Annotated in this window: 19 protein-coding genes; 16 read left to right on the plus strand and 3 right to left on the minus strand. The window is 48.4% G+C overall.

The window, feature by feature from the left end; all coding sequences use genetic code 11:
* The first annotated feature begins 64 nt into the window (after positions 1–64).
* The 9 genes from DXA36_RS20870 to DXA36_RS20915 all read left to right on the plus strand — a co-directional run bounded on the left by DXA36_RS20870 (position 65) and on the right by DXA36_RS20915 (position 10,493).
* The gene (locus DXA36_RS20870) at positions 65–1,612 is read left to right on the plus strand and encodes a hypothetical protein (RefSeq protein ID WP_118681387.1); all 1,548 of its coding nucleotides are present in this window, start codon (positions 65–67) and stop codon (positions 1,610–1,612) included.
* Positions 1,613–2,073: 461 nt separating this feature from the next.
* On the plus strand, positions 2,074–3,192 hold the full coding sequence (recA, locus tag DXA36_RS20880) for a recombinase RecA (protein ID WP_118681389.1): 1,119 nt from the start codon (positions 2,074–2,076) through the stop codon (positions 3,190–3,192).
* Between the two features lie 15 nt (positions 3,193–3,207).
* Complete coding sequence (locus DXA36_RS20885) at positions 3,208–3,846, plus strand: regulatory protein RecX (RefSeq protein WP_118681390.1); 639 nt, start codon at positions 3,208–3,210, stop codon at positions 3,844–3,846.
* Between the two features lie 179 nt (positions 3,847–4,025).
* On the plus strand, positions 4,026–5,573 hold the full coding sequence (gene rny, locus DXA36_RS20890) for a ribonuclease Y (protein WP_118681391.1): 1,548 nt from the start codon (positions 4,026–4,028) through the stop codon (positions 5,571–5,573).
* A 66-nt stretch (positions 5,574–5,639) separates the two neighbouring features.
* Positions 5,640–6,179 carry an NUDIX domain-containing protein gene (locus tag DXA36_RS20895; protein ID WP_118681392.1) on the plus strand — a complete coding sequence of 180 codons (540 nt, stop codon included), beginning with the start codon at positions 5,640–5,642 and terminating at the stop codon, positions 6,177–6,179.
* A gap of 193 nt (positions 6,180–6,372) precedes the next feature.
* Positions 6,373–6,981 carry a stage II sporulation protein M gene (locus DXA36_RS20900; RefSeq protein ID WP_118681393.1) on the plus strand — a complete coding sequence of 203 codons (609 nt, stop codon included), beginning with the start codon at positions 6,373–6,375 and terminating at the stop codon, positions 6,979–6,981.
* Between the two features lie 187 nt (positions 6,982–7,168).
* Positions 7,169–8,053: a site-specific tyrosine recombinase gene (locus tag DXA36_RS20905; RefSeq protein WP_118681453.1), complete on the plus strand. Its 885-nt coding sequence runs from the start codon at positions 7,169–7,171 to the stop codon at positions 8,051–8,053.
* A gap of 173 nt (positions 8,054–8,226) precedes the next feature.
* Positions 8,227–9,795, plus strand: coding sequence for a DUF1538 domain-containing protein (locus DXA36_RS20910; protein WP_118681454.1), 1,569 nt, complete (start codon positions 8,227–8,229; stop codon positions 9,793–9,795).
* 11 nt (positions 9,796–9,806) lie between these two features.
* Positions 9,807–10,493, plus strand: coding sequence for a P-II family nitrogen regulator (locus DXA36_RS20915; RefSeq protein ID WP_118681394.1), 687 nt, complete (start codon positions 9,807–9,809; stop codon positions 10,491–10,493).
* A 50-nt stretch (positions 10,494–10,543) separates the two neighbouring features.
* On the opposite strand, the gene DXA36_RS20920 is transcribed toward DXA36_RS20915, so the two are convergent.
* Together DXA36_RS20920 and DXA36_RS20925 are read right to left on the minus strand one after the other, a co-directional pair.
* Positions 10,544–11,572 (minus strand): 3-deoxy-7-phosphoheptulonate synthase, encoded by a 1,029-nt coding sequence (locus DXA36_RS20920; protein WP_118681395.1) that lies wholly within the window; start codon positions 11,570–11,572, stop codon positions 10,544–10,546.
* Positions 11,573–11,725: 153 nt separating this feature from the next.
* Positions 11,726–13,105 carry a putative polysaccharide biosynthesis protein gene (locus tag DXA36_RS20925; RefSeq protein WP_118681396.1) on the minus strand — a complete coding sequence of 460 codons (1,380 nt, stop codon included), beginning with the start codon at positions 13,103–13,105 and terminating at the stop codon, positions 11,726–11,728.
* A 181-nt stretch (positions 13,106–13,286) separates the two neighbouring features.
* On the opposite strand from DXA36_RS20925, the gene nifS reads away from it, so the two are divergent.
* The 5 genes from nifS (at position 13,287) to DXA36_RS20950 (ending at position 17,675) form a co-directional block, all read left to right on the plus strand.
* Positions 13,287–14,471: a cysteine desulfurase NifS gene (gene nifS, locus DXA36_RS20930; protein ID WP_118681455.1), complete on the plus strand. Its 1,185-nt coding sequence runs from the start codon at positions 13,287–13,289 to the stop codon at positions 14,469–14,471.
* Positions 14,472–14,515: 44 nt separating this feature from the next.
* Entirely contained in the window at positions 14,516–14,959 is a 444-nt protein-coding gene (nifU, locus tag DXA36_RS20935) for a Fe-S cluster assembly scaffold protein NifU (protein WP_118681456.1), read from the plus strand.
* 3 nt (positions 14,960–14,962) lie between these two features.
* The gene (gene mnmA, locus DXA36_RS20940; RefSeq protein ID WP_118681397.1) at positions 14,963–16,039 is read left to right on the plus strand and encodes a tRNA 2-thiouridine(34) synthase MnmA; all 1,077 of its coding nucleotides are present in this window, start codon (positions 14,963–14,965) and stop codon (positions 16,037–16,039) included.
* An 82-nt stretch (positions 16,040–16,121) separates the two neighbouring features.
* Positions 16,122–16,655: a hypothetical protein gene (locus DXA36_RS20945; RefSeq protein ID WP_207666372.1), complete on the plus strand. Its 534-nt coding sequence runs from the start codon at positions 16,122–16,124 to the stop codon at positions 16,653–16,655.
* Between the two features lie 201 nt (positions 16,656–16,856).
* Positions 16,857–17,675: a MerR family transcriptional regulator gene (locus DXA36_RS20950; RefSeq protein WP_118681398.1), complete on the plus strand. Its 819-nt coding sequence runs from the start codon at positions 16,857–16,859 to the stop codon at positions 17,673–17,675.
* Positions 17,676–17,697: 22 nt separating this feature from the next.
* On the opposite strand, the gene DXA36_RS20955 is transcribed toward DXA36_RS20950, so the two are convergent.
* Positions 17,698–18,516, minus strand: coding sequence for a histidinol-phosphatase HisJ family protein (locus DXA36_RS20955; RefSeq protein WP_118681399.1), 819 nt, complete (start codon positions 18,514–18,516; stop codon positions 17,698–17,700).
* Between the two features lie 399 nt (positions 18,517–18,915).
* Between DXA36_RS20955 and gap the strand changes: the two genes are divergently transcribed.
* Together gap and DXA36_RS20965 are read left to right on the plus strand one after the other, a co-directional pair.
* Complete coding sequence (gene gap / locus DXA36_RS20960; RefSeq protein WP_118681400.1) at positions 18,916–19,935, plus strand: type I glyceraldehyde-3-phosphate dehydrogenase; 1,020 nt, start codon at positions 18,916–18,918, stop codon at positions 19,933–19,935.
* Positions 19,936–20,099: 164 nt separating this feature from the next.
* Complete coding sequence (locus DXA36_RS20965; RefSeq protein WP_118681401.1) at positions 20,100–21,308, plus strand: phosphoglycerate kinase; 1,209 nt, start codon at positions 20,100–20,102, stop codon at positions 21,306–21,308.
* The last annotated feature ends 7 nt before the right edge of the window (positions 21,309–21,315 follow it).

Raw genomic sequence — 21,315 nt, forward strand, 5'->3', positions numbered from 1 at the left:
TGTAGGTCCTGCCCTGCAATGAGAGCTTTCGGCATGAATTCTGCCTGAGCATGGAGGAAATAGTATGTACGAGGATGAAGAATATGGTTTCTGCCCGGAATGCGGAGCGCTGATGAAAAACGGTGTCTGCATAAGCTGCGGATATGACAGAAATAAAAAAGAAACGGATTCCCTATTTAATGCGGCTGGGGAGAACGGGGAATTACCGGCGGAGGAAAGCCGGAAAGAGGGAGAGGAGGCTCCGGCAGAAGAAAGCGCATCCGGGGAGGGGCCTTTACCCGGCGAATCCCAAATCCCTGACGGGCAGGCTGTCTGCGGAGAACAAAATGCTTCCTGCAATACGCAGAATCCTTCCGGTGATTCACAGAATGTTCCCTATGGGCCGCAGAACCCTTCCAATGGGGCACAGAACTATGGGCCGCAGAATATTCCATATGGCGCACAGAATAGCCCGTACGGTTCACAGAATACATCTTATGGCCCGCAGAACGCCCAATACGGGCCGCAGAACGTTCCTCCCTACGGACAGCAGGGACAGCAGAATGTGCCGCCCTACGGCCCGCAGAACGGCTCCTACGGGATGCCCGGGGCACAGAACGGCTCCTACGGCACACCCTATGGGCAAACGGGAGGGTACCAGGGACAGATCCCGCCTTATCCCCCTTACGGCGCTTATCCCGGCGGTCCCCAGAAACGGAATAACGGACGGACCCTGGCGGCGGTTATCATTGCAGTTATAGCGGTTCTTCTTTGTATTGTCCTGGTGCTTGTCTATGTGATCGTGCGGGGGACGGTGAAAGAAGCCGGAAGCGGCCTTTCCAATTATAAGGGAGTATATGGCAGCGCGGAAACGGCGGAGCCGGAGAGCATTCCGGATGGAAACGGCGGGTATGATGAGAAGGAAGACAATTACGGCGGATATGAATCCGAACCGGAAGAAGAGGATTATATTCCCAGCCCTGCGGATGACTACTATGTCACACTTGCCAATTCCATACGAAATGATCTCAGCTACACCGTGGAATGGGAAGAATATGATTATGTGGATGACGAAACGGGGGCAACCACACAGGGAAGATACCCCCAGCTGAAGGGCGGTAACATTCCTCATCTTGATGAGTTAAATGAAGAAATCAAGTATGAGGCTACCTATTACAGCAACCTTTATGGGTATTACAGACAGCAGCAGGAGGAAGATGATCTGTATTACGCTTCCACAAGCCAGGGCTATGTGACTTATATGGATGAAGAAAAGATAAGCATCGTGCTCAGGGAGTCCTATGCCATGAATATGGAGTCCTATATTTCCCTTTATAGTATCAATATAGATTTGGTCAGCGGCGAACTTATGGACAACGGGCAGATGATCGAATATACGCCGCAGCTTGCCGAGGCATTCCGTGATCAGGATGCCTACCAGAACGGGACGGCCCAGGCGGTGGATGAAATGTCCGATGAACAGCTCCAGGACTTCTTGTCGGATTCCGATACCAATATTATTTTTTATACTCCCGTAGGCCTGGAAATCGGATTTAATTATACTACCAGCACCAGCAGCGGATGGGTCACAGCCACAATCAAGGATTACGAACGTTATATGAAAAAAATCTAGAGTGGTGCGTGCAGATTGCAGGAATGAATTTTCAAACACACGCTATTGCCGGAAAGCACGTCTGTCTTCAGGACGTGTCCGAACGGCGGTCAAAACGGTTCCGGGACAACAGTCCGGAGCCGTTTTGTTGCGATTCCCGGCCGCGCTGTTTTGCAATACAGGCGCATACACCGTACTTTTATGTGGAATTTCCTGCACGGCTGTGTTACAATCATAACAGCATATCTTGGCTGGAGGCGCTTCGTTCCCGGAGCGGCCTTGTCTGTTACATCTGCTTTGCATATCTGGCATTTCGCCTATAATTTCAAAGCAAATACAAAAAGAAGGAGGGATGCCTGTGAGGGAGTTTTATCGGACACCGGATTTTATATATTGATTGTAAAGTTGGGAATTGACAAATACGAACAGATGTTTTATTATATGAAAAGAGAACGTCTGTTCTGGAAGAGAAGGAGAAAATAATGGAAAAAGAAGAAAAGTTAAAAGCACTTGACGCCGCGTTATCACAGATTGAGAAGCAGTTCGGAAAGGGTGCCGTAATGAAGCTGGGAGATCCTTCCACACAGATGAATGTGGAGACGATACCCACAGGGTCTTTAAGCCTTGATATCGCGCTGGGCCTGGGAGGCATTCCCAGGGGAAGAATTGTTGAGATATATGGACCGGAGTCCAGTGGTAAGACTACGGTCACTTTACATATGATTGCTGAGGTACAGAAAAGGGGCGGAATTGCCGGCTTTATCGATGCGGAACATGCGCTGGATCCTGTTTATGCCAAGAATATCGGCGTGGATATTGACAACCTTTATATCTCTCAGCCGGATAACGGAGAACAGGCTCTGGAAATTACGGAGACGATGGTGCGTTCCGGCGCGATTGATGTTGTTGTAGTGGACTCCGTGGCAGCTTTGGTTCCCAAGGCCGAGATTGACGGGGATATGGGAGACAGCCATGTGGGCCTGCAGGCCAGGCTGATGTCCCAGGCCCTCAGAAAGCTGACGGCGGTAATCAGCAAGTCCAACTGTACGGTTATTTTTATCAACCAGCTGCGTGAAAAGGTGGGTATTATGTTCGGTAATCCCGAAACTACCACCGGCGGACGTGCGCTGAAGTTCTATTCCACCATCCGTCTGGACGTAAGAAGAATCGAATCCCTGAAACAGGGCGGGGAAGTGGTTGGTAACCGTACCCGTGTCAAGGTGGTTAAGAATAAGATAGCCCCTCCGTTCAAGGAAGCGGAATTCGATATCATGTTCGGTGAAGGTATCTCCAGGGTTGGTGATATCCTGGATTTGGCGGCAAATCTGAATATTGTAAACAAGAGCGGTGCCTGGTTTGCTTACGAAGGCAATAAAATCGGCCAGGGCCGGGAGAATGCAAAGAACTTCCTGAAAGAGAATACGGCCATCTGCGCGGAAATCGAGCAGAAGGTGCGCTCCTTCTATGAGCTTGACGGGAAGAAGGCAGAAGAAGATCCCGACAAGAAGGCGGGGGCAGCGAAGGACGCTGCGGATGGAAAAGCGGCAAAAGAGGGAAAAGAACCTGCAAAAGCCCAGTCCAAGGACGCGGCAAAGGCCTGAAGGGCAGAGTAAAAAATGCTTATTACAAAAACAGAACCAGTCAATAAAACAAAATATGCAGTCAGTATTGACGGAGAATTCGCCTTTGTTTTGTACAAAGGCGAACTTCATAAATACGGCATTTCTGAAAACCGGGAGCTGGCACAGGATGTATTTGATGAAATTATGGAACATGTGCTTCCCAAAAGGGCTAAACTGCGCTGTATGAATCTGCTGAAGTCCAGGGAATATACCAGACAGCAGATGGAGGACAAGCTCCGCCAGGGGAAATATCCGCCGTCTGTAATAGCGGAAGCCTTAGCCTATGTGGAGTCCTTCGGATATATCGACGATGCGGCCTATGCCAGACGCTATGTGTCTGCCTATATGGAACGCAAAAGCCGCAGATGCATGGAAGAGGAACTGCGGCGCAAAGGGATCGACAGAAACGGCATCGAAGAGGCCATGCGTATCGTTCAGGAGGAGGATGGGCTTCAGGACGAGGAAGGGATGATCAAAGAGCTGCTGAAAAAGAAGCATTATGACGCGGAGCATGCCGATTTAAAGGAGAAAAGACGGGTGCAGGCCTTTTTATACAGGAAAGGTTTTTCGCCCGATAAGATACGCAGAGCCATGAATTGTGAGGATTACGGAGCGGAAAATTCCTGGGAATAGCAGGTAATCTTGTGCAAAAGTTATGAAAATTGGTGAGAATATGCTTTTCTACTTGACATAATACCTGTTATTTATTAAAATTGAAGTGTTGTAAAATCGCTTATAAGAATGTTTGGCGTACATACATTCTATAACAGATATTCGCACAATGAAAATTTAATAAGGAGGTGCTCCTGTCTATGCTTAGTTATGTAATAGCAGTAGCGGTTACTTTGGTGATTTCTATCCCGGTTACGTTTGCAGTAACTTCTGCATATAGGAAGAAAGAAACTGAAACCAAAATCGGCAACGCCGAAGACAAGGCAAGAGAGATTATCGATGATGCGGTAAAGACCGCGGAATCCAAAAAGCGGGAAGGACTGCTGGAAGTGAAGGAAGAATCCATTCGTGCCAAAAACGAACTGGATAAGGAGATCAAGGAACGCAGAGCCGAGGTGCAGCGCTTTGAAAGAAGAGTGCAGCAGAAGGAAGAGAACGTGGACAAGAAGTCGGATGCCATCGAAAAGAAGGAATCCGTGCTGGCAGCCAGGGAAGAGGAATTAGGAAAGCAGAAGGAAGAGATCGCGAAGCTGAATGAGCAGAGAGTACAGGAACTGGAACGAATCTCAGGTTTGACCTCCGAACAGGCAAAAGATTACTTATTGAAAATTGTTGAAGATGAAGTGAAGCATGAATCGGCCGTGATGATCAAGGATATGGAGAGCAGGGCCAAAGAGGAAGCAGACAAAAAAGCCAGGGAATATGTGGTTACAGCTATTCAGAGATGTGCGGCTGACCATGTGTCGGAGGCGACTATTTCCGTGGTACAGCTTCCTAATGATGAGATGAAGGGAAGAATTATCGGACGAGAGGGAAGGAATATCAGAACCCTTGAAACCTTAACCGGCGTGGATTTAATCATTGATGATACACCGGAAGCAGTAATTTTATCCTCTTTTGATCCAATCAGAAGGGAAGTAGCAAGAATTGCGCTTGAGAAGCTTATTGTTGACGGACGTATCCATCCCGCAAGAATTGAAGAAATGGTGGAAAAGGCGCAAAAAGAAGTAGAAGTTATGATTAAAGAGGAAGGGGAATCCGCGATACTGGAAGTTGGTGTTCATGGTGTTCATCCGGAACTCGTAAAATTACTGGGCAAATTAAAGTTCAGGACAAGTTATGGACAGAACGCGTTAAAGCATTCAATAGAGGTGGCTCAGCTGTCAGGACTTTTGGCATCAGAGCTTGGTTTAGATGTGAGAATGGCCAAACGTGCCGGCTTACTGCATGATATCGGTAAAGCTGTGGATCACGAAATGGAAGGTTCCCATATTCAGCTTGGCGTGGAACTTTGTAAAAAGTATAAGGAATCCGCAACGGTTATTAATGCGGTGGAATCCCATCATGGTGATGTGGAGCCTACTACATTGATTGCATGTATTGTCCAGGCTGCAGATACGATTTCTGCGGCAAGACCGGGTGCGAGAAGAGAAACCCTGGAAACTTATACAAGCAGATTAACTCAGTTAGAAGACATTGCAAACAATTTCAAAGGTGTGGACAAATCTTTTGCTATTCAGGCAGGTAGAGAGATTCGCGTTATGGTAGTTCCTGAACAGGTATCGGATGCGGACATGATACTGATGGCACGTGATATTTCCAAAGCGATTGAAGCGGAACTGGAATATCCCGGACAGATTAAAGTTAATGTTATCAGAGAAAGCCGTGTTTCTGATTACGCAAAATAGCAATTGTAAAAGCCTTGCAGGTATTCCTGCAGGGCTTTTAAATATTGAGGATAGGAGAAAAGAGGAATGGCGGACGAATTTAAACGTTTGGACAGGGAACTGGTGTATAAAGGCTCCATTATTGATTTCTACAAGGATACTGTGCAGGTACCCAACGGCAGAGTAGTCAAATGGGATTTTATCAAGCATCAGGGGGCTGCTGCTGTTGTCCCGGTGACAGCGGATGGAAAACTTCTGCTGGTGAGACAGTATCGGAATGCCCTTGACCGGTATACTCTGGAAATCCCGGCAGGGGGCCTGAACGGGCCGGACGAACCCACAAAGGAAGCGGCGGCAAGGGAGCTGGAAGAAGAAACAGGTTATCGCGCGGGAAAGATACAGTGGCTGATTACGATCCGGACTACCGTAGCCTTCTGCAATGAGAAAATAGATATTTATGTAGCAACGGATTTAATCCCCGGAAGCCAGCATCTGGATGAAGATGAATATATTGATGTGGAAGCTTACACGGTTGATGAATTATGTGAAAAAATATTTGCAGGAGAAATCGAAGACTCCAAAACCATTTCTGCGATTATGAGTTACCGTGCCAAATACAGGAAGTAGCAGTTGATCCCTTGTAACAGTAACAGTTCAGGCAGGCCTGCGCATTTACTGCGCAGACCGTAAGAAAACGGGGCAGCAGGAAGTATCCGGCCTGTCGTGAAGCGATTTAATTGGGCGGATGCGGCCCCTTTGCATGCATGTGCGCTTGGTACGGTGCATATATTGAAAAAAGCAGGCAAAGGGGATTTTTTGTATGGAAAGAGGCGGTTTGGCCGAGACAAAGTTGAATGGACGTATCCTGGCTCTCTTTATAGCCGGTTTTTTAGCAGGACTTGCTCTTATTTATGTGGGGCAGGAAAGCCTTGTGGGAAACGCGGATTTTCTGGACAGCTTCAGTGTGGGACGTATGGGAGTACTGGATATAGATAAGCCCATGTTGTTTTTTTACAGTATGAAAGAGCGGTTTTCACCGGCAATACTGCTGATTGCCCTTACCCTTGCGGGAGTGGGAAGCATTGCGGTAAGTGTGTATCTGATCTGGGCCGGGTTCTGTGCGGGCACCATCTTGTCCGTTCTGTCCATACGGTATGGGATACGGGGCATTCTTATTTTTACAGGAGGAATTTTCCCGCAGATACTGCTTCTGGCTCCGGCATACCTTCTTCTGTTCCGGTGGTGCCAGGGGTTCCAGGAACGAATGCGGACCGCACGCTATCCGGGGAACGCAGCAGGGAAGCATGCAGGCTTGTCCGCCGTGCGGGCGGGGACTCTTATTTTTATTTTAGGAATGCTCCTTACCGGGTGTCTGGTGGAAAGTTATGTAAATCCTATCTTTCTCCAAAAAATTTTCCACTTTTTTTAGGAAGGGCTTACCACATATTGTGATGACAAAATATCGATTACCGATATCTAGTGCCTGAGGCAAAATGAACAGGAAAATCCCGTAAAATCAGGGAAAATGCGCATTGCTTTTCTTCGAAAAACTGATTATAATATTTTTTACATATTCTTTTGGTTTACATAAACATTTTTCGGGAAGGCATTGGGGCATGGAAAACGAGATACGGGATTTTATATCATATCTGCATGAGGAGAAAAAAACTTCAGTTAATACGGAACTGTCTTATAAGCGGGATTTGCAGAAGCTGCAGGCATTTCTCCGAAACCAGGGAATTGAGGAGGCTGGAAGAATAACGGAAACTTCCCTGAATTCTTATGTGCTATACCTGGAAAAGAATCAGTTTGCACCGGCTACCGTATCCCGCCACATTGCGGCCGTAAAGGCTTTTTTTCATTTTATGCTTAGAAAAGGGATGGTTTCCGAGGATATGTCGGAGCATTTGAAGGCGCCCAGGATAGAGAAAAAGGTGCCGGAAGTGCTCACTGTGGATGAAGCTGTCCGGCTGCTGGAGCAGCCCGGTAACAATTCCCCGAAAGATATCCGGGATAAAGCCATGCTGGAGCTTCTGTATGCTACGGGAATCCGGGTTTCGGAGTTGATTTCTCTGCGCAGTTCGGATCTGAATCTCCGTCTGGGATATATTATCTGCAGAGACGGTGTTAAGGAAAGGGCGGTGCCTTTTGGAAACAAGGCAAAAGAGGCGCTGGCCTGTTATTTGAAGGGAGCCAGGGATCAGCTGACCAAAGGGGCCGCCGTCGATACTCTTTTTGTAAACTGCGCGGGAAAGCCCATGAGCCGTCAGGGTTTTTGGAAGCTGATTAAGATATATGCGCAGAAGGCAGGAATTGAAGCGGATATTACACCACATACTCTCCGTCATTCTTTTGCCGCCCATTTGGTGCAAAACGGTGCGGATTTACACAGTGTCCAGGAAATGATGGGGCACTCCGACATTTCTTCCACACAGGTGTATGCCGGCCGTAACGGGGTACAGCTGAGGACCGTATACCAAAGGACACATCCAAGAAGATAAGTTCCTAAACAAAGAGGGATCCTTCTCTGCTTGTTCCTGCGCTAAGAAAGCGCTAAATATAAAAACGGGCCGCCTTTTTTTCTGTTTTTATAATGTATAATTATGTTATAATCATAGAAGATAAGCATTTCTTGTATATCCGGTAACCTCAAATGAAGTTGGCTTCCCGGCCAATGGCAAAGCAGAAAGGCAGAGTATATTTGAAGTTTTTTCGTAAAATCCTCCATGAAAAGTTAAAAGAAACAGTTAAGGCCGTATTACCTGTAATCGTTATTGTATTGCTCTTATGTTTTACAATTGCACCGGTGTCACCGGGAATCTTAATGGCTTTCCTTGTCGGGGCAGTGCTGCTCATTGCGGGGATGGTCTTTTTTACCATGGGCGTGGATATGGCAATGACGCCAATGGGGGAACGGGTGGGAACCTGTATGACACAGTCCAAAAAGCTGTGGGTCATTGTGCCGATGAGTTTTATTCTTGGTTTTATTATTACCATATCCGAACCGGATCTCCAGGTTCTGGCGGAACAGGTGCCCTCCATTCCCAACGCGATACTGATTCTGTCGGTTGCCTGCGGTGTGGGAGTATTCCTGATAGTGGCATTGCTGCGTATGCTTTTTAGCATAGCGCTTCCTCCGTTGCTGGTATTCTTTTATGGCCTGATATTTATTCTGACGTTTTTTGTCCCCAGGGATTTCCTGGCTGTAGCGTTTGATTCCGGCGGTGTTACGACAGGACCTATGACGGTTCCTTTTATCATGGCTATGGGTATTGGTATTTCCTCTATACGAAGTGACCGCCATGCTTCGGACGACAGCTTCGGCCTGGTAGCCCTCTGTTCCATCGGACCGATTTTGGCTGTGATGCTGCTGGGGATGATTTATCGTCCTTCCGGCGGGGATTATGTACCTGTGGAAATCCCGGAAATAGCAGATTCTGTGGAATTATGGAAGTATTTCCTGGAAGGTTTTCCCGATTATCTGAAGGAAATGGCAATTTCCCTTTTGCCGATAGTCCTGTTCTTTTTCCTGTTTCAGATCATATTTAAACTGGTGCCGGGAAAAAGCCTGATTAAAATAGGGGTAGGCCTCGTTTATACATATGTGGGGCTTGTGCTGTTCCTGACCGGGGTGAATGTTGGCTTTATGCCTGCAGGTAATTATCTGGGGCAGGTAATCGCAGGGCTTCCCTACCGTTGGATCATTGTCCCCATAGGCATGCTTATCGGCTATTTCGTTGTCCGGGCGGAGCCTGCGGTTTTTGTCCTTACCAAACAGGTGGAGGAAATAACGGACGGGGCCATTTCTTCGGGGGCTATGGGGCTGAGCCTGTCCGTAGGTGTCTCCATTTCCCTGGGGCTGGCCATGATCCGGGTCCTTACCGGAATTTCAATTCTTTGGTTTATTGTTCCCGGTTATTTTATAGCGCTGGGCTTGTCCTTCTTTGTCCCCAAAATATTCACGGCGATTGCCTTTGACTCCGGCGGCGTTGCTTCCGGCCCGATGACAGCTACCTTTCTTCTGCCTTTTGCGATGGGCGCATGTCTGGCGGTGGGAGGAGATATTATCGCGGATGCTTTCGGCGTAGTGGCCATGGTAGCCATGACTCCTCTTATAACGATACAGATACTGGGTCTGGTTTTCCAATTGCGTGCAAGGAAAGCGGAAAGCGAGGAAGCACAGCTTGCTTCCATACCTGCTGAAGAAACGGCATGGGGCGATTATGATATCATCGATTTGTAGGAGAAACGTATATGAGCAGAATCTATTGGATGGTGACTATCACCGGACGTGACCAGGGAGAACGGTTCTCTTCCATGTATAAGACGGAGAATCTTCCCGTCATTTTGGTCACCCTGGGGAAAGGAACGGCCAGCAGCGAGGTATTGGATTATCTGGGGCTGGAAGAAAGCGACAAAATAGTCCTATTTACCGCGGTTACCGGAGAAGTCTGGAAACAGGTTAAAAAAGGAATGGAGACAAAGCTGAATATTGATGTGCCCGGCACGGGTATTTCATTTATTGTACCTGTGAGCAGTATGGGGGGCAGAAAGACGCTCCAGTTCCTTTTGGCGGGACAGGAGTTTGAAAAGGAGGAGGAAGCGGTATTGAAGGAAACGGAATATGAACTTATTATTGTGGTTTCCAATTTCGGATATACGAACATGATCATGGATGCGGCCAGGGAAGCCGGGGCAGGCGGGGGAACCGTCATACATGCCAAGGGCACCGGAATGGAGAAAGCAGAGAAATTCCTGGGCGTCTCCCTTGCTGCGGAAAAGGAAATCATATTTATCGTAGCGAGAACGGAGAAAAAGACAGAGATCATGAAAGCGGTGATGGAAAATGCCGGTCTGGAAAGTAAGGCAAAGTCCATTGTGTTTTCCCTACCGGTGGCGGATACGGCGGGCCTGCGTATTTCCGAAGAATGGGAAGGGTAGAAAAAATTATGGGCTGAAAAAAATCTGCCGGTGAAAACCGGCAGATTTTTTTATTCATATTCGGCAATATCGCAGATAAGCTTCTCCGAATCCTCCCAGGAAAGACAGGGATCCGTGATGGATTTACCATAGATACCTCCGCCTACTTTCTGGCAGCCTTCTTCAATATAGCTTTCCACCATAACTCCTTTGACAAGCGAGTGGATATCCTTATTCAGCTTTCGGCTGTGCATGACTTCCTTGACAATACGGATCTGCTGGTCATGCTTTTTATCGGAATTGCTGTGGTTGGCATCGATGATGCAGGCCGGGTTTTTCAGATCCCTTTCGTTGTAAAGATTGAGAAGCGTGTTTAAATCTTCATAATGATAGTTGGGAATGTTTCGTCCATGCTTGTTGGTGGCTCCGCGAAGCACGGTATGGGCCAGCTCATTTCCTGTGGTGTTGACCTCCCATCCGCGGTAGATGAAGGAGTGGGCATGCTGGGCGGCGTGTACGGAGTTCAGCATAACGGAGAAATCGCCGCTGGTGGGATTTTTCATGCCTGCGGGTACATCAAAGCCGCTGACGGTGAGGCGGTGCTGTTGATCCTCAACGGATCGTGCACCGATAGCAACATAAGAAAGAATGTCGGACAGGTAGCGCCAGTTTTCCGGATAAAGCATTTCATCCGCCGCCGTGAGGCCGGATTCTTCGATAGCCCGGATGTGCATTTTACGCATCGCTATCAGTCCCTGAAGGAAATCCGGTTTCTTTTCCGGATCCGGCTGGTGAACGATACCTTTATAACCTTCCCCTGTGGTACGAGGTTTGTTTGTATAGATTCTCGGAATCAGAATCAGCTTGTCCTTAACCGCTTCATTCATACGGGCAAGCCTCGATATGTAGTCGCATACGGCATCTTCGTTATCGGCGGAGCAGGGGCCGATGATAACCAGAAACTTACTGCTTTTTCCGGTGATGACATCCCGGATCTCCTGATCTCTTTCTTTTTTTAGCCGGATAAGCTTTTCCGGCATGGGATATTCTTTCCTGATTTCATCTGGGGTGGGTAATTTTCTTATGAATTCGAAACTCATGACGCATTTTCTCCTGTCTGTAAAATAGAAACCGAGCAGGCCGGAAACAGGCCTGCCGGGCAGCTTTCAGTAGGAACAGCCGTTGCCGGAGGACCGGTGTGGCTGTTCGCGTACATTATAATATAGAAAAACGTAAAGTGCAAGTACCAAGGCTTATCCGGGCAGAAGATACTGCCGGAGGGGCAAAAGGCAGCAGATGGTGGTGTAGAGCTGGCTTAACAGCATCCCGGCCAGATAACCCTTGATGCCGTAAAGCGGGATCGCCTGGAATACGAAAACAAGGCGCAGCATCAGGCTGGTCAGGCTTAAGAAAAAAGAATAGCTGGTTTTTCCGAGGCCATGCAGGATGCTTGTTAAGGTGGTATTCAGGTAGAGGAATGGGCACATAAAGCTGAGTATGATAATAAAATGACCGGCCATTTCGCTGTTATACAGCATAAGCCCCACGGTTTTTCCCACAGCCAGGAAACCGATACAGCAGACGCAGCCGAGAAGCAGGCAGTAGCCCAGGCATTTGCGCACGGCCTGGCGGATGGCGTTTTGGTTGTTGACGGCATCCGCTTCGGAAATAGCGGGCATGAGGAGGACGGAAACGGAATTGGTCAGGGTGCCGGGAAAATAAATAAGCGGCAGAGCCATTCCGGTAAGCACGCCGTAAACACTGAGAGAATCGCTGACCGTATGGCCGTAAACCTGCAGCTTGGCGGGAATACAGGCAGCTTCAATGGCCTGCAGCAGATTCAGGCATAACCGGTTGGCGCTTAAAGGGGCGGCAAACCCGATGATCTGCCGGCTCAGTTTTCCATATACCAGTGCAAGCCGTGCGGGACTTGTTCCGGAGGCCTTGCGGTATATGGTGCCGGAGGGAAGGCGGCCGGCAGGATAGGCTTTCCTGATAAAATGCAGGTAAGCAGCGGGAAGGGCGAGAAGCATGGAGGAAAGCTCCCCGATGGCAAGCCCGGCAGCGGCAACAGCTATGGTAGGCTCTTTTCCCTGCGCCAGGCACCAGGAAGCAATTATGTATACGCTTCCCACCCGGAAAATTTGCTCTGTTAACTGGGTTGCGGCAGGAACCGCGGTTTTCCTCACTCCGTAGAAATAACCGTTGACACAGGAATGGACGGAGGCGAAGGGAAAGGACAGTGCTGCTATCCGTAAAAGAGGGGCGCAGCGTGGTTCAAAAAGAAGGTAGGAGGCGATAAAGTCGGAAAAATGATAAACACCGATTAAACAGCCCATGGATAATATAAGAGAGAATGCAAATCCTACTAGCAAAATGCGTAAAGATGCTTTATAATCATGAGTGGCTGTTTCTCCTGCCACGAATTTAGAGATAGCATTTTGCAGTCCGGCTGCTGAAAGAGAAAAAACAAGAGCCATTACCGGCCCAATCAGCTGATAGATTCCCATATTTTCTTCGCCGAACAGCCGGGAGAGAAAAATCCGGTAAAAGAAACCGATAAGGCGGCTGGCAAGTCCTGTTACTGTCAGGATAATCGTTCCGGTGATCAGGGTATTTTTTTTGATGCGCATGCGGCTCCAATCTGTAGGCAATAGCTCTTTTGGTAAATATATGCAGGAGAGCCTGTTGACAGAACGCAGGTGCGGTGTTATATTAACCATAGAATACGAAGTGGTTTACTAGGAATTGGAAAAACCGGTAACCCTGGAAATACAGAAAAAGCATGAAGACATGCAGTCAGGAGAGTTATATATGAATCAGTTAATTTATTTGGATAATGCGGCAACAACGAAAACCGCCCCGGAAGTGGTACAGGCTATGCTGCCTTTCTTTTCCGAACATTATGGGAATCCCAGCAGCATTTATTCCCTTGGAACGGAAAGTAAAAAAGCGGTAAGCCAGGTGAGGGAGACTATTGCCGGAACACTGGGAGCCGCCAATAATGAGATTTATTTTACCGGAGGCGGATCGGAGGCGGATAACTGGGCGCTGAAAGCTACGGCAGAAGCCTATGAAGCAAAGGGCAGACATATTATCACATCTGCGATTGAGCATCATGCGGTTCTTCATACATGCGCATATCTGGAAAAAAAGGGGTACGAGGTCACTTATGTAAATGTGGACGAAAATGGTATAGTAAAGCTGGATGAGCTTGAGAAAGCAATCCGTCCGGACACCATCCTGATTTCCATAATGTATGCCAACAATGAAATCGGGACGATTCAGCCGATTAAGGAAATCGGGGAAATTGCAAAGAAGCATGATGTCCTGTTCCATACGGATGCTGTGCAGGCCTACGGGCAGCTGCCGATTAATGTGGATGAGTGCCATATTGATATGCTCAGCGCCAGCGGCCATAAGCTGAACGGACCGAAGGGGATAGGGTTTTTGTATATCCGTAAGGGAATTAAGATACGTTCCTTTGTTCATGGGGGACAGCAGGAAAGAGGAAGAAGGGCCGGCACTGAAAATGTGCCCGGAATTGTGGGGCTTGGCGCCGCTGTGGAAAGAGCCTTTGCCATGATGGAGGAAAAGACGGCAAAGGAACGGGAACTGCAGGATTACCTTATTGGCCGTATCGAAGCCGAAATCCCTTACTGCCGCCTGAACGGAGACCGGCATAAGAGACTGCCTAATAATGTGAATTTCAGCTTCCGCTTCGTGGAAGGGGAATCCCTGCTGATTATGCTGGATATGAAAGGAATATGTGCCTCCAGCGGATCCGCATGTACTTCCGGCTCCCTGGATCCTTCCCATGTGCTCCTTGCCATAGGGCTTCCTCACGAAATCGCCCATGGTTCCCTGCGTATGTCCATGAATGAGGAAAATACAAAGGAAGAGCTGGATATTACGGTGGAAGCGATGAAAGAAATTATTACCAAGCTTCGGAACATGTCCCCTCTTTACGAGGATTTTATCAAAAAGCAGAATAAATAAGAAGGAAGGCGGTTCCGGCCGCTATGATACGGAAAGGAAGAAATATGTACAGCGAAAAAGTAATGGATCATTTTGAGCATCCCCGTAATGTGGGGGAAATAGAGAATGCGAGCGGTGTGGGCACTGTAGGGAATGCCAAATGCGGCGATATCATGAGAATATATCTGGATATTGATGAGAACGGGATTATCCGGGATGTGAAGTTCAAAACCTTTGGCTGCGGAGCCGCCGTTGCGACCAGCAGTATGGCTACCGAGCTGGTAAAGGGAAAGAGTGTGAGGGAAGCCATGGAGGTTACCAATAAAGCGGTTATGGAAGCGCTTGACGGCCTGCCTCCGGTAAAGGTACATTGCTCTCTTCTGGCGGAAGAAGCTATCCATGCGGCTCTGTGGGACTATGCGCAGAAAAACGGCATCAGCATTGAGGGCCTGGAGAAGCCGAAGTCCGATATTCATGAAGGTGAAGAAGAAGCAGAGGAAGAATACTAAAATATGGGCAAAAAAGTAGTGGTGGGCATGTCCGGAGGAGTGGATTCCTCCGTGGCGGCCCTTTTGCTGAAGGAACAGGGCTATGATGTCATTGGCGTCACCATGCAGATTTGGCAGGATGAGGCGGAGGAGATCCGGGAAGAGAACGGGGGCTGCTGCGGATTGAGCGCGGTGGACGATGCACGGAGAGTGGCCCAGAAGCTGGATATCCCTTATTATGTGATGAATTTCAAAAAGGAATTCCGGGCGAATGTCATCGATTACTTTGTGAGGGAATATGTCAGGGGAAGAACACCGAATCCCTGTATTGCCTGCAACCGGTACGTAAAATGGGAATCCCTTCTTGCCAAGAGCCTGGGGCTGGGGGCCGATTATATTGCAACCGGGCACTATGCAAGGATCGAACAGCTTCCGGGAGGAAGGTTTGCCATCCGTAATTCCGTGACGGCGGCCAAGGATCAGACATATGCCCTGTATAATCTTACACAGAATCAGCTTGCCCATACGCTGATGCCGGTGGGCGCTTATACCAAAGAGGAAATCCGCCGAATGGCAGAGGAGGCGGAGCTGCCGGTGGCACATAAAAAGGACAGCCAGGAGATCTGTTTTATACCGGATCATGATTATGCCGCTTTTATTGCGCGGGAAAGCCGGACAGAGGTGCCCGGCCCAGGGAATTTTGTTACCGCTGAAGGCGTAATCCTCGGCAGACATAAAGGAATTACCCACTATACGGTGGGACAGAGGAAGGGGCTGGACCTTTCCCTGGGACATCCGGTTTTTGTGACCGCAATCCGTCCGGAAACCAATGAAGTGGTTATCGGAGAGAACCAGGATGTGTTTACACAACATCTGACATGCAGTAAGCTTAACTTTATGGCGGTACCGGATTTGACGGAACCGGTTCGGGTAAAAACAAAAATACGTTATGCCCATCAGGGAGCTTTCTGTCTGGTTGAAAAAATCGGGGATGACAGGGTGAAATGTACCTTCGATGAGCCGGTCCGTGCGGTTACTCCGGGACAGGCCGCAGTGTTTTACGACGGCGAGTATGTGCTGGGCGGAGGAACAATCGAATAAGCATACAGGAAAAGAGGCCGTTTGGTACCTCTTTTCTTTTTTGTGCATAACTATAAATAAAGGTAAAAAAGGAAAGAATAAATTGGAGTCAAAATTTAATCAGTTATACGGAATGAGGCAGCGTCCTGCCTTTATGTCATTTACCGGTGTGATCACCCATATGGAAGTGGCGGGAGGAGACCGGGGCCGCTACGATGCCTGCGACCAGATGATCACAGTGGAAAATGAGGCAGGGAATACCGTGAATTTCTTTGTCAGCGCCGATACCTTTGTGGTGGACTACGCCACCATGTATGAAAGCATGCCGGTAACCGTGTTCTATAATGGAAACGCGGCAGCTCCCTTAATTTACCCGCCTCAGTATGTGGCGGCGGTGGTTGCGCCGCAGCAGGAAGGGCAGATGGTATTTGTAGGTTATTTCAACAATCTGCTCATGAGCAGCGATCAGAGCCTGAAGCTGAACCTCGCCCCTACGACCCAGGTGGTGACTACAAATAACCAGACCTTTATGGGAAATCCCGGAAACCATACTCTGGTAGTGCTTTACAGCCAGACGACCAGAAGCATACCGGCACAGACCACCCCTGAAAAAATTATCGTGCTCTGCGGACAATAAAAACATAAGAACGGGCAGCGTACAGCCATGCCGGTATCCGATAGGGAAATGGAACCGGCATGGGGTACGCTGTTTTTTTGTATGCCCTGATATCCTTCAGGGAGGAATGCAGCCGTTTGTTGCCTCAAAAGTATACAAGGAATAAAATTCCTTGCCTGTTACGCTGGGGAATAGAGTATAATAAGGGAATGAGGTGATAAAATGGAAAAAAGCAAAGCAATTCCCCCGGGATATATGACTGTCGGCCAGGTTGCCGGGAAAACCGGCGTAACCGTGCGCACCCTGCAGTATTATGATAAAATGGAACTGCTGTCCCCGTCGGCAGAAAGCGAAGGCGGACGGAGGCTTTATACGGACAAAGATGTGGTCAGGCTTCACCAGATTCTGTCCATGAAATCTCTCGGTTTCTCACTGGATGATATTAAGAACCGCCTGATACCTCTTGACACCCCTGAGGATGTGGCAGAGGCTCTTTCCGAACAGGCTGCCGCGCTGCGGGAGAAAATAGATAAGCTTACCGGTTCCCTGGAAGCCATTGAAGCGCTGAAAGAGGAAGTGCTTATGATGAATGCGGTTGACTTCGGTAAATACGCCGATATCGTGGTGAATCTGCAGATGAAGAATGAATACTACTGGCTGATAAAGAATTTTGATAACAGGACACTGGATCATTTCCGCAGCCGGTTTGATAAAGACAGCGGAAGGGCCATGCTGGAAACCTTCACCTCCCTGCAGGAGGAGGCGGTACGGCTTCAGAGGGAAGGGGTATCTCCGGAAAGCGGGAAAGGGCAGCGCCTTGCGAAGGCATATTGGGAGATGGTCACCGCGTTTACGGACGGGGATATGAGCATGCTTTCCAATCTTATGGAAGCTGAAACCTTTGAGGATCCCAAGGGAAGATGGAAAGAAAAACAGGCGGTGGTGCATTCTTTCATTGAACCGGCCCTGGAAGCCTATTTTACAAAAACGGGATATGACCCGTTCGCGGGAGGGCATACGGACGCCTGCCATACGGACTGACGGGCCGGTAAACGAAGGTAAGCTATAGCTTTATGTACGAAGGGGTCCTTTTGCTGAACACCGTGTAATAGGAAAATCCGCAGTCTTTCAGCAGTGTTTCCGCCCGGCCGAATTCCCGGCAGATATCCTCCGGACGGTGGGCATCGGATCCTACCGTTACGGTTTCTCCGCCCTTTTCCCGGTAACGTTCCAGAACCTTCCGGCAGGGATGAAGCTCCTTTAAGCCATACCGCAGCCCTCCCGTATTGATTTCCATGCCGATTCCGTTTTCCAGCAGAAGATCCAGTATCCGTTCGAACAAGTCCTGATATTTTTCATAAGTATAATTCTTATCCTTGCCCGGGCCATAGCGGACCACATAGTCCAGATGGCCGTATATGTCAAAGTCATGGAAGGCCTCCAGGTTTTCGATAATCGAAGAGAAGTATTCCCTGTAGGCTTCTTCCTCCGTCCGTCCTTCATAAAAGAGAGCATCATAAGGGTCCCTGCCCTTGCATAAGTGGGAGGACCCGATAATGAAATCAAAGTCGAAAGCGTTCGTATAAGCGCTCTGCAGCCCGGTCAGATAAGCCTGCAGCCCCAGCTCTATGCCGAAGGAAACCTGGATTTCTTTCCGGTATTCCGCCTTATATTTCAATAAGTCATACAGATAAGAATCCGTATTCACTTCAAAAAATCCTGCGGGGGTATCCGTGGAAACGGGAAAATCAAAGTCCATATGCTCCGTGAAGCACATCTGGGAAAGCCCCAGGGAAATCCCTTTACGTATCATTTCTTCCATGGGGGCTTGGGAGTCGCCGGAATAAGAAGAATGTAAATGAAAATCTGCTTTGATAGCCATGTCTGCCGCCTTTCTGCACTGTTGTTTTTTATCTGTCTGTCCGATTAAACAAAAGTATAGCGTATGAGACAGGAAAAGGCAAAGAAAAAAAAGGGCATTTACAGGCACCGGATGCCCAAACGCGAGAAAGAACCGGGGAACCGTCCGGACAGGTCGGAATGGCTGCCATTTATAAACTTTCTGTAAAATAAGGCGTTATTTCCAATATTTTTTTATTTTCGGCTTGATATTTTTATGCAAATTAGGTAAAATGAGTTTGCTGATAAAATTTTGTCAAGCTATGGGGACAAGCCCGGATAAGCTTCTGGTGTGTCCGGAGTAAGGACTTGCGTTGTGCGCGGGTCCGTTTGCTACGCTTGGCAAAATAATATATTAAATCATTTTTAGGAGGAATTAAAAATGGCAGTAAAAGTAGCAATTAATGGTTTTGGCCGTATCGGACGTCTTGCTTTCAGACAGATGTTCGGAGCAGAAGGATTTGAAATCGTAGCAATCAATGATTTAACATCTCCCGAGATGCTGGCTCACTTACTGAAATATGACTCAACTCAGGGCAGATATGAACTGGGCGACAAAGTATCTTACGGTGAAGATTCCATCACAGTTGACGGAAAAGAAATCAAAATCTATGCAAAGGCTAACGCTGCAGAGCTTCCCTGGGGAGAAATCGGTGTGGACGTAGTTCTGGAATGTACTGGATTCTATACCTCCAAAGCAAAAGCTCAGGCACATATCGATGCCGGCGCTAAGCACGTTATCATTTCCGCTCCTGCCGGAAACGATCTGCCTACCATCGTTTACAATGTAAACCATGAGACTCTGAGCAAAGATGATCACATCATCTCCGCTGCTTCCTGTACAACAAACTGCCTGGCTCCTATGGCAAAAGCTCTCAACGATGCTTTCCCTATCCAGAGCGGTATTATGTGCACGATCCATGCTTACACAGGCGATCAGATGACTCTGGATGGTCCTCAGAGAAAGGGCGACAAGAGAAGAAGCCGTGCAGCAGCAGTGAATATCGTTCCCAACAGCACAGGTGCTGCCAAGGCTATCGGCCTGGTAATCCCTGAACTGAACGGCAAGCTGATCGGTTCCGCTCAGCGTGTTCCTACCCCTACAGGATCCACAACCATCCTGACAGCTGTAGTAAAAGGACAGCCTACCAAAGAAGCTATCAATGAGGCTATGAAGGCAGCTGCTAATGAGTCCTTTGGCTACAATACAGACGAAATCGTATCCAGCGATGTTATCGGAATGAGATATGGTTCCCTGTTTGATGCTACGCAGACCATGGTTCTTCCTATTGACGAGAATACATCTGAAGTACAGGTTATTTCCTGGTACGACAATGAGAATTCCTACACAAGCCAGATGGTTCGTACAATCAAACACTTTGGCAAACTGCTGAACGCTTAATTTTCATACGCAGTCAGCTGTGTAAAGGCATAGGCTCATAAAGGGTCCGGTCTGATGAGGGCCGGGCCCTTTTTTCTCATGATAAGCGGGGGCAGGATTGTCCAAAAACCGTTCCCTGCAGATTCACCGAGTCTGGATAGTAATAAATAAGGAGGTTTTATACCATGTCATTAAATAAAAAATCCGTTGATGATATCAACGTAAAAGGCAAACGCGTCCTTTGCAGATGCGATTTCAACGTTCCGCTTAAAGAAGGCAAAATCACAGATGAAAACCGTCTGGTTGCCGCTCTGCCTACCATCAAAAAACTGATTGCGGACGGCGGAAAAGTTATCCTTTGCTCCCATCTGGGAAAGCCTAAGGGAGAGCCAAAACCGGAGCTGTCCTTAGCACCTGTTGCAGCACGCCTTTCCGAGCTGCTCGGACAGGAAGTGAAATTCGCTGCGGATCCTGAAGTGGTAGGCCCTAACGCAAAAGCTGCTGTGGAAGCCATGAAGGACGGCGATGTAATCCTTCTTGAAAATACCCGTTACAGGGCAGAAGAGACAAAGAACGGCGAAGCGTTCTCCAAAGAACTGGCTTCTCTGTGCGATGTTTTTGTAAACGATGCTTTTGGTACCGCCCACAGGGCACACTGCTCCAATGTAGGTGTGGCACAGCTGGCTGATACCGCAGTCGTTGGCTACCTGATGCAGAAGGAAATCGACTTCCTCGGGAATGCGGTAGAGGCTCCTGTAAGACCTTTCGTAGCGATTCTGGGCGGAGCCAAAGTTGCTGATAAGCTGAATGTTATCTCCAACCTGCTTGAAAAATGTGACACCCTGATTATCGGCGGCGGTATGGCGTTCACCTTCCTGAAAGCAAAAGGCTATGAAATCGGTGCATCCCTGGTGGATAACGAAAAGATTGAATACTGTAAAGAAATGATGGAAAAAGCGGAAAAGCTGGGCAAGAGCCTTCTTCTCCCCGTGGATGCTGTCGTTGCCAAATCTTTCCCCAGCCCTATCGATGCCCAAATCGATGTGGAAGTATTTGCGGCAGATTCCATTCCCTCAGATATGATGGGACTGGATATCGGACCTAAGACAGCAGACGCTTATGCAGAGGCTGTTAAAACCGCGAAGACTGTTGTCTGGAACGGACCTATGGGCGTTTTTGAGAACCCTGTGCTCGCAAAAGGGACGATTGCAGTTGCCAAAGCGCTGGCTGAAACAGATGCAACCACAATCATCGGCGGCGGTGACTCCGCAGCAGCCGTTAACCAGCTGGGCTATGGTGATAAGATGAGCCACATCTCCACCGGCGGCGGTGCTTCTCTGGAATTCCTGGAAGGCAAAGAACTTCCCGGTGTTGCAGCAGCAAATGATAAATAATAAATGT

Origin of the sequence: Eisenbergiella sp. OF01-20, assembly GCF_003478085.1 — a bacterium.
Lineage (GTDB): Bacteria > Bacillota > Clostridia > Lachnospirales > Lachnospiraceae > Eisenbergiella.